This is a genomic window from Exiguobacterium sp. s57 (assembly GCF_018617685.1).
In the GTDB taxonomy this organism is placed as follows: Bacteria; Bacillota; Bacilli; order Exiguobacteriales; family Exiguobacteriaceae; genus Exiguobacterium; species Exiguobacterium marinum.
On the sequence record NZ_JACSKR010000001.1, the window covers coordinates 824,881 to 837,226 of the forward strand.

The 12,346-nt window shown below is 44.8% G+C and carries 15 protein-coding genes; 5 read left to right on the plus strand and 10 right to left on the minus strand.

Features of this window, described 5'->3' with window-relative positions:
• Positions 1 to 108: 108 nt before the first annotated feature.
• From KNO98_RS04230 to KNO98_RS04240, 3 genes are read left to right on the plus strand one after another with little or no spacing between them, the layout of a single operon-like run.
• Positions 109 to 738 carry a GNAT family N-acetyltransferase gene (locus KNO98_RS04230; RefSeq protein WP_026825580.1) on the plus strand — a complete coding sequence of 210 codons (630 nt, stop codon included), beginning with the start codon at positions 109 to 111 and terminating at the stop codon, positions 736 to 738.
• A gap of 12 nt (positions 739 to 750) precedes the next feature.
• A complete protein-coding gene (locus KNO98_RS04235; RefSeq protein WP_214699215.1) occupies positions 751 to 1,383 on the plus strand; it encodes an acetoin utilization AcuB family protein in 633 nt (210 codons plus the stop codon).
• Positions 1,380 to 2,549: an acetoin utilization protein AcuC gene (locus KNO98_RS04240; protein ID WP_214699217.1), complete on the plus strand. Its 1,170-nt coding sequence runs from the start codon at positions 1,380 to 1,382 to the stop codon at positions 2,547 to 2,549. Before KNO98_RS04235 ends, KNO98_RS04240 begins: the two co-directional genes overlap by 4 nt.
• Positions 2,550 to 2,594: 45 nt before the next feature.
• Here the strand turns inward: KNO98_RS04240 and ccpA are convergent, their stop codons facing one another.
• The 4 genes from ccpA to KNO98_RS04260 form a co-directional block, all read right to left on the minus strand.
• Positions 2,595 to 3,608 carry a catabolite control protein A gene (gene ccpA / locus KNO98_RS04245; protein WP_026825577.1) on the minus strand — a complete coding sequence of 338 codons (1,014 nt, stop codon included), beginning with the start codon at positions 3,606 to 3,608 and terminating at the stop codon, positions 2,595 to 2,597.
• Between the two features lie 127 nt (positions 3,609 to 3,735).
• Entirely contained in the window at positions 3,736 to 4,827 is a 1,092-nt protein-coding gene (locus tag KNO98_RS04250; protein ID WP_214699218.1) for a bifunctional 3-deoxy-7-phosphoheptulonate synthase/chorismate mutase, read from the minus strand.
• Positions 4,828 to 4,959: 132 nt separating this feature from the next.
• Positions 4,960 to 5,508, minus strand: coding sequence for a YtxH domain-containing protein (locus tag KNO98_RS04255; protein WP_214699220.1), 549 nt, complete (start codon positions 5,506 to 5,508; stop codon positions 4,960 to 4,962).
• A 21-nt stretch (positions 5,509 to 5,529) separates the two neighbouring features.
• Positions 5,530 to 6,042 carry a DUF948 domain-containing protein gene (locus KNO98_RS04260; protein WP_026825574.1) on the minus strand — a complete coding sequence of 171 codons (513 nt, stop codon included), beginning with the start codon at positions 6,040 to 6,042 and terminating at the stop codon, positions 5,530 to 5,532.
• A 169-nt stretch (positions 6,043 to 6,211) separates the two neighbouring features.
• On the opposite strand from KNO98_RS04260, the gene KNO98_RS04265 reads away from it, so the two are divergent.
• Positions 6,212 to 7,324 (plus strand): aminopeptidase, encoded by a 1,113-nt coding sequence (locus KNO98_RS04265; RefSeq protein ID WP_214699222.1) that lies wholly within the window; start codon positions 6,212 to 6,214, stop codon positions 7,322 to 7,324.
• A gap of 38 nt (positions 7,325 to 7,362) precedes the next feature.
• Here KNO98_RS04265 and KNO98_RS04270 read toward each other — a convergent pair whose 3' ends face one another.
• The 6 genes from KNO98_RS04270 to KNO98_RS04295 form a co-directional block, all read right to left on the minus strand.
• Positions 7,363 to 7,815, minus strand: coding sequence for a Dps family protein (locus KNO98_RS04270; RefSeq protein WP_026825572.1), 453 nt, complete (start codon positions 7,813 to 7,815; stop codon positions 7,363 to 7,365).
• Positions 7,816 to 7,915: 100 nt separating this feature from the next.
• The gene (murC, locus tag KNO98_RS04275; RefSeq protein WP_214699224.1) at positions 7,916 to 9,223 is read right to left on the minus strand and encodes a UDP-N-acetylmuramate--L-alanine ligase; all 1,308 of its coding nucleotides are present in this window, start codon (positions 9,221 to 9,223) and stop codon (positions 7,916 to 7,918) included.
• Between the two features lie 85 nt (positions 9,224 to 9,308).
• On the minus strand, positions 9,309 to 10,025 hold the full coding sequence (locus KNO98_RS04280) for a hypothetical protein (RefSeq protein ID WP_214699226.1): 717 nt from the start codon (positions 10,023 to 10,025) through the stop codon (positions 9,309 to 9,311).
• A gap of 54 nt (positions 10,026 to 10,079) precedes the next feature.
• The gene (gene ytpR, locus KNO98_RS04285) at positions 10,080 to 10,694 is read right to left on the minus strand and encodes a YtpR family tRNA-binding protein (RefSeq protein ID WP_214699945.1); all 615 of its coding nucleotides are present in this window, start codon (positions 10,692 to 10,694) and stop codon (positions 10,080 to 10,082) included.
• A 54-nt stretch (positions 10,695 to 10,748) separates the two neighbouring features.
• On the minus strand, positions 10,749 to 11,543 hold the full coding sequence (locus tag KNO98_RS04290; protein WP_214699227.1) for a DUF1444 family protein: 795 nt from the start codon (positions 11,541 to 11,543) through the stop codon (positions 10,749 to 10,751).
• Between the two features lie 6 nt (positions 11,544 to 11,549).
• Complete coding sequence (locus tag KNO98_RS04295) at positions 11,550 to 11,861, minus strand: thioredoxin family protein (protein WP_026825567.1); 312 nt, start codon at positions 11,859 to 11,861, stop codon at positions 11,550 to 11,552.
• Positions 11,862 to 11,977: 116 nt separating this feature from the next.
• Here KNO98_RS04295 and KNO98_RS04300 point away from each other — a divergent pair, with 116 nt between their 5' ends.
• Complete coding sequence (locus tag KNO98_RS04300) at positions 11,978 to 12,310, plus strand: hypothetical protein (RefSeq protein ID WP_214699229.1); 333 nt, start codon at positions 11,978 to 11,980, stop codon at positions 12,308 to 12,310.
• Positions 12,311 to 12,346 lie beyond the last annotated feature (36 nt).

The window sequence follows — 12,346 nt, forward strand, 5'->3', positions numbered from 1 at the left end:
GTATAGTGTTAAAATTATGACAAATCAACGAATTTCCAAATTCATCAAAACGGGTGATTCATACGCAATGAAAGCGCTATAATATAAGGTGGAAAAGGTGGTGACCCAATGGAAAAACAATATCACTCAAAACTGTGGCAGACCTCACAAGGCGAAGTGACGATTGACGGTCCGGTGGCAGCTGATGTGTTGCAGACGTATCGTCTCGATGAAGGATTAACAGCTTTTCGCGAACCGGAAGATCAGCACGAAGCGCTTGTCGGTATTGCTGACTTAAAAGAGGGACGCATCATTGTCGCTCGACAAAATGACCTCGTCATCGGCTACGTGACATTTCTCTATCCTGACCCGTACGAGCGTTGGAGTGAAGGAAACGACCCGTATATCCTTGAACTCGGTGCGATTGAGGTGAGCCCACGCTTTCGTGGTCAACGGATTGGCAAGCAATTACTTGAAGTATCTATGATGGACCCGCATATGGATGATTTCTTAATTTTAACGACTGAATATTATTGGCATTGGGATCTAAAGGGCAGTGGACTTTCGATTTGGGATTATCGAAAAGTCATGGAGAAAATGATGAACCATGGCGGACTCGTATTCTTCCCTACAGACGACCCTGAAATCGCCTCTCACCCTGCCAACTGCTTAATGGCACGAATCGGGAAGAACGTGAGACAAGAATCAATCGATCATTTTGATTCGCTTCGGCTACGCCGACGATTCATGTACGACTAAGGAGGGGATTTCATGTTAATCGAACAGATGATGAATCGACATGTCGTGACGATTCAACCGACTAATACAATTGCTCACGCCGCTAAACTGATGCGGGAACATCGTGTCAGACATTTGATTGTGACAAATCCGGCAAGACAAGTAGTCGGAATTGTTGGACAATTCGAGATGAGCGGGGCGACGAGTGTATTTCATCCAGAAAGTGAAAATGCTGACTTTCAAAATCCGATATCGAGCATCATGCGCTCCGAGGTTCCTACAGCGCATCCCTTCGATTTTTTTGAAGATGCCGCTGCCTTATTTTATGAAAATCGACTAACTTGTCTTCCGATTGTCGAACAAGGAAAACTCGTCGGAGTGCTGACCGAGACAGATTTATTACGTTATTTCGTACAATTGACTGGTGCACTCGAACCGAGCTCACAAATCGAAATCTTGGTTGAGAACACGACCGGCACGCTCGAAAAAGTGACCCGACTACTCGCCAAGACAAACGTCAACATCATTAACGTTTTCGTCCACCCCACGAGTGATCCCTATAAACGGATTGTCTCTTTCCGCATCCAGACGATGAATCCATTACGCATTATTGAACGCTTGAAACGAGAAGGTTATGAAGTACTCGGACCGGAGATGTCGCGATGAGACCGATTTACATATTCGGAGAAGACGAAACATCCTATCGTTTTCACGAGGATCATCCGTTCAATCCATTACGACTTGAATTGACAACATCTCTTCTGCTTGCTTCTGGGAAGCTCTCAAAATCAGAGTGTGTCAATCCCCCAATCGCTTCGGTCGAAGAGTTAGAACTTGTTCATGATTTAGACTACATTGAAGCTGTTCAAACAGCAGCAGCCGGGGAACTTTCATCCTTGAAAGCGAATAAGTTTGGTCTCGGAACGGAAGATACACCAATCTTCCCAACGATTCATGAAGGGGCCGCTCGTCTAGTCGGAGGGACGATTCATGCACTCGACCTCGTGGCGAGCGGAAAAAGAGAGCGCGCCTTTCATGTCGGAGGCGGATTACATCACGGTATGCGGCGTAAAGCTTCCGGGTTTTGCGTCTATAACGACGCCGCTGTCGCCATTGCGCATGTCAGGAAACAATATGGGTCACGCGTTCTCTATGTTGATACGGATGCGCATCATGGAGACGGGGTCCAGTGGCTCTTTTATGACGATGATGATGTGATGACGTTATCCATTCATGAGACGGGGCGCTACCTCTTTCCAGGTACCGGAACTGTGACGGAACGAGGGAACGGGAAAGGGTACGGCTATAGTTGGAACGTACCGGTCGATGCATTCACAGAAGACGACTCATTTTTAAAATGCTATGAGACCGTCTTACGAGAGGCATGCGAATGGTTCAAACCGGATATCATTCTGACCCAAAATGGCGCGGATGCTCATGCCTTTGACCCTCTTACGCATTTGGCATCAACAATTCGGACGTTCGAACAAATTCCACAAATCGCTTCTCGTATGGCAGACGAATATACAGATGGGCGCCTCGTCGCGCTCGGTGGTGGCGGATACGACTGGTATCGTGCCGTACCGCGCGCCTGGGCTCAAGTATGGGCCGGATTGACGAGAGAGGCAACATATACTGGAGAACTTCCTGATGAATGGATTGAACATTGGTCCGGTGTTGCCGGTCAACCCTTGCCCTCGCGATGGGACGATTCACTTTACGCGTTCGACCATATCCCGAGACGGCAACAAATCGAAGAGAAAAATTGGGAAGTCACAAAACGTGCGTTTTGGCCATTCATTTCGAATGACCGCAAATCTATTTATTTATGAAAAGAGCCTCCCCAATCATCACGTGATGATTGGGGAGGCTCTTTGTTAGTCTTGTCGAAGCGAGTCACGGCGTTCGATTCGGTGAGGGAGAACGACGTTTTTCTCCTCAATCTCTTCCGCATTTAAAATTTTCGTCAAGAGACGCATCGCTACAGCTCCGATATCATACATCGGTTGTACGACTGTCGTCAACTTCGGACGAATCATGGTCGCAAGGCGCGTGTTATCGTGACCAACGACTTCAAAGTCGTTCGGAACCGAGTAGCCGGCATCTTGAATCGCATGGATGACTCCAAGAGCCATCTCGTCTGTCCCGGCAAAAATCGCCTTCGGGCAATCATCGCGCTGCAACATTTTTTGCATCGCTTCAAGTCCTGATGCGTATGTGTAATTCCCAAGAATCATATCATTCTCATGGAATGGAAGACCCTCATCTTCAAGCGCACGACGGTACCCGGCAAATTTCTTTTCGCCATTGATTTGTTGCTCAAGCGGTCCCGTAATGAATCCGACACGATCATGTCCGTGGTTAATTAACATTTGGGTTGCATCATATGCGGCCTGCTCATAATCGATGTTGACCGCAGGAAGGTCATATCCTTGATTTAACGTCGCTGCGAGAACAATTGGGACCGGTGATTTTTTGAACTCTTCAACGAGGTCCTCGTGCAAACGCCCACCCATGAAGATGATGCCGTCGACTTGCTTCCCTAACAACGTGTTCAGTAAATGGATTTCCTTGTCACGACTTGAATCCGAGTTACCAAGGATGATGTTGTATTTATACATCGTTGCAACATCTTCAATCCCTCGTGCCAAATCGGCAAAGAAAATATTCGAAATGTCCGGTACGATGACACCGACCGTTGTGGTTTTCTTACTCGCAAGTCCACGCGCGACAGCATTCGGACGATATCCGAGACGATCGATTGCATCTTGTACCTTCTTGCGTGTCGTTGGTTTGACATTCGGGTTTCCGTTGACGACACGTGAGACGGTGGCCATCGACACCCCGGCTTCTCGTGCAACATCATAAATTGTTACGTTATTACTATTCATAAATTACTCCTCCTACAAGTCCTGATTTTCAAAAAGTTTTCATAAAACATCTTAAAAAAGGAAGACAGGTATCTGTCATCCATTTACCCTGTCTTCATGCGATATAAAACGTTTCCATTTGGAAAGCTTACTTTTTCACCAAATCAAGTTGAGGAAACTGGACAGTCAGTCCTTCCACAAATTGATCAAATTGATCGAAGTCCAATTGTTGTTGCGCATCCGATAACGCAATCGCAGGATTTGGGTGTACCTCTACCATCACACCATCTGCCCCGATGGCAAGTGCTGCTTTTGCAGCCGGCAACAACAAATCACGACGACCTGTTGAATGCGTCACATCTACCATGACAGGTAAATGCGTCTCTTGTTTCAAAATCGGTACCGCTGTAATGTCTAACGTATTGCGAGTAGCGCGCTCATACGTTCGAATGCCCCGCTCGCACAAGATGACCTGACTGTTTCCACTAGACATAATGTACTCTGCCGCGTAAATGAACTCTTCGATTGTAGCGGATAATCCACGCTTCAACAAGACTGGTTTGTCCGTCTTCCCGACTTCTTTTAGCAAATCGAAATTTTGCATGTTCCGCGCGCCGACTTGAATGATGTCGACATAGGGCAATGCTGATTCAACCGCACCTGGTGTCATAATTTCTGTGATCACTCGTAAATCATGTCGGTCAGCCGCTGTCTTCAACAATTTCAACCCTTCAAAACCCAATCCTTGGAAGTCGTACGGTGAAGTTCGAGGTTTATAAGCACCACCCCGCATCACCTTCACTCCGGACAACGCGAGCTTCTCAGCGACCGCATTCACTTGTTCAAACGATTCAACAGCACAAGGCCCCGCAATTAACTGTGGACGCCCGTTCCCAATGGTCACGTCCTTCAAATGGACCAACGTATCTTCCGGTTGACGTTTACGAGAAACGAGTAACGTTTTGTCACGGTCTTCACCTTGTAATTCAGCAGACGCTTTGAATACTTCTTTAAAAATATGTTGGAGACGTGACGTTTCAAACGGTCCTTGGTTGGAAGAAGCAATGAAATCAAGCATCTCACGTTCCCGGACCGGATCATATCGTTCAACGCCTTGAAGACGTTTAATTTTCCCGATTTCTACGGCAAGTGCACCACGCCGACTAAGCAAGTCGAGCATTTCATGGTTCAATTCATCCATTTCTCGACGTAATCGATTCAACTGATCTTGTGGACTCATATTTTCCCTCTCATTCCTAAGCCGTTCTTTCCAGATTCCTAATTATATCGAACTTTGTGCGCTTTGTCATAAGGAAACGTTTTACGTCACAAAATCACCAAAAAAGGACCGAACGCATTCGGCCCTTACGTGTCACTCTTCTTTTTTGAGGTCTTTCTTCAAGTCAGCAAGTTCTTCTTTTGACTCATCGTCAAGCAACTCCCTGACCGGCGCTTCAAGCGAATCGTCTGATGCAGACTGATCTGATGTGTTCGTCGTCTCTTCCTCGGTCGCGCGGTCCATCTGTTCTTTCACTTCTGATTCCGCTTCTGCGACGAGTTGATCCGCTTTTTCCATCGCCTCTTCAATCGAAAGGTCTTCCTCATTCATCTGTTGCTTTAGTTCGGCTGCTTCACGTGCCTTATCTTTTACGATATTAAGGACTGGTGCCGCCTTGTCGCTAGCTACTTTGATCCATTCCCCAACGACCGGCTCTGCTTTTTCACGCATCTCTTTCGATTTGACAGTCAACCTTTCGCGTGATGTCGACGTCTTTTCGTCAAGGTACGTTCTTACTTCCCGCCCGCTTTTCGGTGAAGTCAATAAAGCGACTGCAGCCCCGACAATCCCTCCGAGAATGACACCCGTCAAAAATCCACCGCTTGAATGATTCTGTTCTGTTGGTTGCTTTTGGTCTATCATGTGTGAGTTCCTCCCTGATGTTTATTTAATCGTATCATCTGTATTAATCATATCAGGTGATACAGGTGTTTCTTCTTTCTTTTCACGACGTGTACGACGTCGTGGACGTTCTTTTGAAGTTGACGATTCCGGTTTATTCTTTTTAAATAGTTCGACCGCAACCGATCCCCATCGAACGGCTTGGGCAATCTGCTCCTTATTTTCGTCAGCTGCCGAGTGAACAGAAGTCGACACGGTACGAACTGACTCAGTTACCTCGTTCAGTGATGTCCCTAGTTCGTCAAGAGCGTGGGCAACAGGAGCGAGCAATTCAGTCTTCTCTTCCACATTATCCACGAGACGGTTCGTCTTATGTAAGAGCGCCGTCACTTCCATCGTGATTCCATCGAGCTGGCGTTCTAAATTTTCGGTCGTATTGGCGACGCTTCCAAGGGTACGGTTTACATTTGATAAAACACGCGCCAAGAAAATAACGAGTACGACAAATGCGAGTGCCGCAATTAGGCCAGCAATGCCTCCTAATGTGATTTCCATTCAATTCATTCCTCCTATTCAATCGTTTCTTGTTTCATTATAGCACCATTATGACTAAAAAGATTTGCTACAACCGTTTTCGCCATTCGGTCTGATTATTCCTTTACCCGTTTTTATGTTTTCGATTACACTAAAATAGAAATTCATAAAAATAATTAGGGGTGATCGTGTGAGAGATCCAAGAATTACACAATTAGCGGACGGTTTAATCAATTATTCTGTCCAGCTTCAGCAGGGTGAAAAGGTACTGATTGAGAATTTCGGAGTGGAGGAGTCGCTTGTCGAGGCGCTCGTCGAAAAAGCTTATGAAGCAGGAGGACATCCGTTCGTCTTGTTGAAAGAAAGTCGTATCTTACGTAAGTTATATACTGGTGCCAGTCGTGAGCAACTTGAACTTATGGCCGACATCGAACGGAAACAAATGCAGGCGATGGACGCTTACATCGGATTACGTGCCGGTGATAACATCAACGAGCTTTCAGACGTCCCGAGTGAGCAACAAAAACTCGTCGGTGCCACACTTGGCAAAATGCATACGGAAGACCGCGTCAAAGGAACAAAATGGGTCGTGTTACGCTATCCATCCCCATCAATGGCACAACTTGCAGGAAAATCGACGGAAGCGTTCGAGGACTTTTATTTTAATGTGTGTACATTAGATTACGGAAAAATGGACCGAGCGATGGATGCATTGGTCGAATTGATGAACAAGACAGACCGCGTCACGTTAATTGGACCTGGTACAGACCTTTCATTCTCAATCCAAGACATCCCCGCCATCAAGTGTTCTGGCCAAATGAACATCCCTGACGGTGAAGTATTCACGGCTCCGGTAAAAGATTCGGTTAACGGGGTCATTACTTATAACACACCATCTCCATATCAAGGATTCACGTTTGAAAATGTGAAACTGACATTCAAAGATGGTAAGATTGTGGATGCGACAGCCAATAACACAGAACGTATCAACGAAGTGTTCAACACAGATGAAGGCGCTCGTTATGTCGGTGAGTTCGCAATCGGTGTGAACCCATACATCCAGCACCCGATGAAAGATATTCTATTCGATGAGAAAATTGACGGAAGCTTCCACTTCACCCCAGGTCAAGCGTACGATGATGCCTATAACGGCAACAACTCGTCCGTCCACTGGGACCTTGTCAACATCCAGCGCCCAGATTATGGCGGCGGTGAAATTTGGTTCGACAATCAACTCATTCGGAAAGACGGTCGCTTCGTCATCGATGCTTTACTTCCACTGAATCCAGAAAACTTAAAATAAAAAAATGGTGTGCCTAACGTAGGCGCACCATTTTTATGTTACAGCTTCGTTTTTTTGCCGAGTGCGGCAGACATCATCCAAATCTCTTTTTCGAGTCGTTCGATATGAGAAACGAATGTATCTTCAATCGCTTCATCTCCATCTTCAAATTTCTCCATCGAATCCTGCATCTCTTGACGGATTTGTTTGAAGTCGTTGATGATGTCTTTGATCATCTGTTCTGTTTCAGCGTGACGATCGCCCTCTTTTAGCGTTGAGTGTTCTAAATACTCTTTCATCGTCGCAAACGGTTCCCCGTCGTTCATGAGAAGTCGCTCTGCTACGTCATCGTAAAGCTCTGCCACTAGGTTGTAGAGCTCTTCTAGTTTCTCATGATACGTAAAGAAGTGAGGACCATTGATATACCAATGATAATTATGGAGCTTCACAAATAACAGTCCATAGTTCGCCACTTCTTTGTTTAACGTATTGAGTGCACCTTGACTAGCCATTCAAAACATCTCCTTTGCAAAATTCAATCGATACTACTATTACCGAGATTTTGAATAGCTAAACATAAAAAAAGGAGAAACATTCGTCTCCCCCTCAATCTCATGCTTCAAGTTTCACAACTTCTTCATATTCACGTTGATACGTTTGAATGTCGCCCGCACCCATGAATAGTAGCACTGCTTCATTATGATCACGTAAGACGCTCGTACCGCCACGCTTTAAAATATGTGCACCCTCGATTCGTGACTGAAGGTCCTCGATTGTGACGGTTCCTTCTTGTTCACGTGCTGAACCGAAAATATCACAAAGATATACTGTATCTGCTTCAGCCAATGCCGTTGCAAAATCATCCATGAATGATTTTAAGCGCGTGTACGTATGCGGTTGGAAAATCGCCACGACTTCTCGTTCCCCATACTTTTTGCGTGCTGCTTCAATCGTCGCACTAATTTCACGCGGATGATGCGCATAGTCATCGACGAGCACTTGATCATTTAACACCGATTCACTAAACCGACGTTTCACACCGTTGAATGTTTCAAGGCGCTCTTTCACTAACTCTTTCGATAAGTTCTCATAGTCACATGTCGCAATGACTGCAAGTGCATTCAGCACACTATGATTTCCGTATCCAGGAATGCGGAACGTCCCATAAAAATCATCGCGTAAGAAGACATCAAATGTTGTTCCGTTTTCAGTCGAATCAACATTTTCTACACGAAAATCGTTATGATCCCCAAATCCATAATAGACGAGTGGAACGTTTGCTTGAATTTGTTGAAGATTCTCGTCATCACCACAGGCAATGATTCCTTTCTTCACTTGCTTCGCCATTTCTTGGAACGCATCGATGACATCGTTTAGACCAGAAAAATAGTCCGAATGATCAAAGTCGATATTTGTCATAATGGCATAGTCTGGACGATAGTATAAGAAATGACGCTTATATTCACAAGCTTCGAATACAAAATTCTTTGAACCTGCAACACCTTCGCCCGTTCCGTCACCGATTAAAAATGATGTCGGCTCGATGCCACGCATTACGTGTGCGAGTAAACCGGTTGTTGACGTTTTACCGTGCGATCCTGTAATCGCAACACTTGTATAATGGTCGGCGAGTTCACCTAAAAATTCATAATACTTATAAATCGTCAAGCCAAGTTCGCGTGCTCGGACGATTTCTGGGTGATCATCACTGAACGCATTTCCTTGTACGATGATTTGGTCTTCAGAAATATTTTCAGGATCGAATGGCAAAATTTCAATCCCTTTTCGTTTCAATGCTTCTTCAGTAAAAAATGCTTTTTCAACGTCCGATCCACGGACTTCATTGTTCATATCAAATAAAATTTGAGCTAAAGGACTCATGCCCGTTCCTTTAATTCCGACGAAGTGATAACGGTTCATCTGTAAATAGCCCCCCTAATTCATTGCGGCTCGTCAAAATGCGACAAACCTTTGTCATTATAGCAAAACTCATGAAGTCATGCTATTACAGATTATTGTTTTTTTGTGCAAGTCGTCGGTTACGATACATGGCCATGCGATCTTTTGGCGTCATCATTACATTTACAGGGGGTTGATCAGCTTTGAACGATACTTGAACTGCAGGTGTCAAATCTGTATTCGTTGGTAGTTCTTGTTGCTCAGATGGTGTTTGTAATCTCTCTGCAATCTGTTCAATTGATGGTCCGACCTTCTCTGCAGAGCCATCGATATTTAAATTGTCATGTGTTGCAACATCATGTAAAGCTTCCACGATTGTTTCTTTATTCGAATGGGATAAATCTGTTGATTGCATAAAGACTGAAGAAAAACCGTTATCCGTTATAGAGACTTCACCAAGTATTGATTTTTCTTCAACAATCATTTCCTCGGAAATCGATTCGGTCTGTTCTTCACTTAAATGATGCTCAACTTTAGACTCACACGTTACATCCCGGGTCGAATCTGCTGATTGTGATGGCTCGGATTCCATAATCGTCTCAATCGTCTCAATCGCCTCTCTCGTCTCAGGAGAATGTTCGGCTGGAAGTACTATCTTCGGCTTTGGGCGCGCGTACCCGTAAATTGGCGATGGGACGTCTGTGGGGACAAGTTCATCGGTGACCTCTACCTTAGGTGGATGAGATACTGTCTGTCCTTCTTTCGATAGCTCTCTTTTAATTCGTTCTGCTTGTCGTTTCATTGAACGTTCATATGCATCCATACTTGATTCCTCGCTTTTTCGCTCAATCCATATTTAACAAAAAATCGGTCGAGTTTAGCGACCGATTTCAAATGCTGTACCTACTTCATATTCGTCATCTAACACTAAAATCCCTTTTTCCTGTGGAGCATTCGGAAGGTTTAATTCACGGGCAGAACAAATCATCCCGTGCGAACTCTCTCCACGGAGTGCGGATGGTCGGATAATTAACCCTGTCGGCATAACTGCACCAGGTTTCGCTACGACCACTTTCTGTCCTGTCGCTACATTCGGTGCACCACACACGATTTGCACAGTGCCCTGATCGATTTGTACTTGGCATACCGATAATTTGTCGGCATCCGGATGCTTTTCCGCGCTTTCGATATAGCCTATGACGAACTTAGGAGTCACATCTGCCCAAGAGAAGTCCTCCTCGATGCCATTATCGCTCAAGACGGCACGCAATTGTTCAACCAATTCGGCTGTCAAATCAACCGGACCATTCCACTCCGAGACGTCAAAATGTTGACTTGCTTCGAATAGATTATACCCATTTACTTCTCCGTCTACGGATTTGATAATGGCGACATCTCTCACCCGCTCGACAGATTGATGGTGCCGTTCTCCTTCTTTTAACAACACCATGAGTACATCGCCGATTCCTTCTCGGTTATAAAACACATTCATTTGCATACGTTCATACGTCCCTTCTTTCAAACTCATCTCACTTATTTTATCAGATTATGTGTTCGATGGCGGGGTCTTTTTTCCGACAATAAAAATCGGTTCAAGTTGCCCTGCTTCATAGTGAAAGGCAAGTGCAGTCACTGGGATACGACCATTTGTGAAGAAATCAAACATCAGTTGTTGCATCGCATCATATCCTTGATCATTTCGTATATCCGCTATGATCATCACATCTTGGTGCGGAACACCAACGAGCATATCCCCTTCGATCCGACGCTCCATCATCCGAAGAAAGTCATCATTTAAAATACGAGACGCTTCGTACCCATCTCGGGTAGAAAGAAAGTAGAATGGATTACCTGCGACCTCATCTTGCTTCATCTCAGTCGGCAATTTTTTAATATTCTCTCGAGCTGTTCGTTCAATTAATGAGGCGTCCAAATCTTCCGAAAGGTGCCTTTCTTCAATCAATCGATAGCCGTTCCCTCGATCCAACGCATAGAAGATAGCAGTTTCTGCCGTATGCGGAGTGAACACAAGAGACTCTCCATTTTTTGTGGTTTTCGCGAACGAGTTCGAACGAATAACTGGATAAATAACATCCATATTTCCTGAGAGTGAGATTTGATCATCTGCCTTCATCGCCGATTCGATATATTCGATTACCTCATCGACCGCCACTTTTCCACGAGTTTTTGCTTTTGCCACAATTGGTGCGAGACGAATATTCACACCGAAGCGATCTGACCTTCTTTCGACGCGCAACACTTCATTCTCACGGTCATAAGAAGTACGATAATCCGCTTTGAAGTTTGATTCTAAATAACGTCTCAACTCATTCCGTTCCATATATCCTCACCCTAACCCGTTCAAGAAATCTTCGACCTGTTCGGGTGTCTTTCGTTCTCGACCGACATATCGATCGATTTCTTTGCCGTTCTCAAACGCAACAAAGCTTGGGATCCCGAAAATATCAAGTTCTTGCGCAAGTTCCATAAACTCGTCACGGTCTACATAATAAAACGTCCATGTCTCGAATTTTTTCTCGATGTCTGGCATGAATGGGTCGAGGAATCGGCAATCCCCACACCATTTTGCTGAGAACATGAAAATGCTTTTCGATTCTTTTGCTTCCATATATTCTGTCGTTGTTGATAATTGTTTCATAATTGACCACTCCTGTCCGTGTTTTCCTCACTTATAATAGCATAAGTCAAGTCGCACATTCTGCTCTCCTGTTTGTTATAATCAAAACCGAAACTAGTTGAAACAGGTGAAATCAAATGAAGTTAACGCGTACAAAATTAAATCCTGAAATGAAACACCCCCTTGAACAAATGATTGGTGTTTTCGGAATGCTTGCCATTTTGCGATACGGATATTTATTTATTGACACCGATAAAACGAGATTGGAAATTTTAATTTGGCTCGTTGTCGGATTCGCCATCATTTATGTTCTCGAAAAATGGTTAAAACAACTGGTCCGACGTTTGCCAATCGTACGAAAACGTTTTCTACTTCCAATCTACGTGATTGTCCTCACGCTATTCCTTATTAGCTTTCGTGTCCCTCGGGAAACGGTAGAGTCGGTTAAAATGTGGTTCGGGATTGGATGAAAAAAGAGCATCGTTTCGTTGAAACGATGCTCTTTT

What these genes read in the sequence shown, in the direction of transcription:
- KNO98_RS04230 (WP_026825580.1), top strand. Translation starts at nt 109, where the DNA reads ATGGAAAAACAATATCACTCAAAACTGTGGCAGACCTCACAAGGCGAA.
- KNO98_RS04235 (WP_214699215.1), top strand. Translation starts at nt 751, where the DNA reads ATGTTAATCGAACAGATGATGAATCGACATGTCGTGACGATTCAACCG.
- KNO98_RS04240 (WP_214699217.1), top strand. Translation starts at nt 1,380, where the DNA reads ATGAGACCGATTTACATATTCGGAGAAGACGAAACATCCTATCGTTTT.
- ccpA (WP_026825577.1), bottom strand. Translation starts at nt 3,608, where the DNA reads ATGAATAGTAATAACGTAACAATTTATGATGTTGCACGAGAAGCCGGG.
- KNO98_RS04250 (WP_214699218.1), bottom strand. Translation starts at nt 4,827, where the DNA reads ATGAGTCCACAAGATCAGTTGAATCGATTACGTCGAGAAATGGATGAA.
- KNO98_RS04255 (WP_214699220.1), bottom strand. Translation starts at nt 5,508, where the DNA reads ATGATAGACCAAAAGCAACCAACAGAACAGAATCATTCAAGCGGTGGA.
- KNO98_RS04260 (WP_026825574.1), bottom strand. Translation starts at nt 6,042, where the DNA reads ATGGAAATCACATTAGGAGGCATTGCTGGCCTAATTGCGGCACTCGCA.
- KNO98_RS04270 (WP_026825572.1), bottom strand. Translation starts at nt 7,815, where the DNA reads ATGGCTAGTCAAGGTGCACTCAATACGTTAAACAAAGAAGTGGCGAAC.
- murC (WP_214699224.1), bottom strand. Translation starts at nt 9,223, where the DNA reads ATGAACCGTTATCACTTCGTCGGAATTAAAGGAACGGGCATGAGTCCT.
- KNO98_RS04280 (WP_214699226.1), bottom strand. Translation starts at nt 10,025, where the DNA reads ATGGATGCATATGAACGTTCAATGAAACGACAAGCAGAACGAATTAAA.
- ytpR (WP_214699945.1), bottom strand. Translation starts at nt 10,694, where the DNA reads ATGAATGTGTTTTATAACCGAGAAGGAATCGGCGATGTACTCATGGTG.
- KNO98_RS04290 (WP_214699227.1), bottom strand. Translation starts at nt 11,543, where the DNA reads ATGGAACGGAATGAGTTGAGACGTTATTTAGAATCAAACTTCAAAGCG.
- KNO98_RS04295 (WP_026825567.1), bottom strand. Translation starts at nt 11,861, where the DNA reads ATGAAACAATTATCAACAACGACAGAATATATGGAAGCAAAAGAATCG.
- KNO98_RS04300 (WP_214699229.1), top strand. Translation starts at nt 11,978, where the DNA reads ATGAAGTTAACGCGTACAAAATTAAATCCTGAAATGAAACACCCCCTT.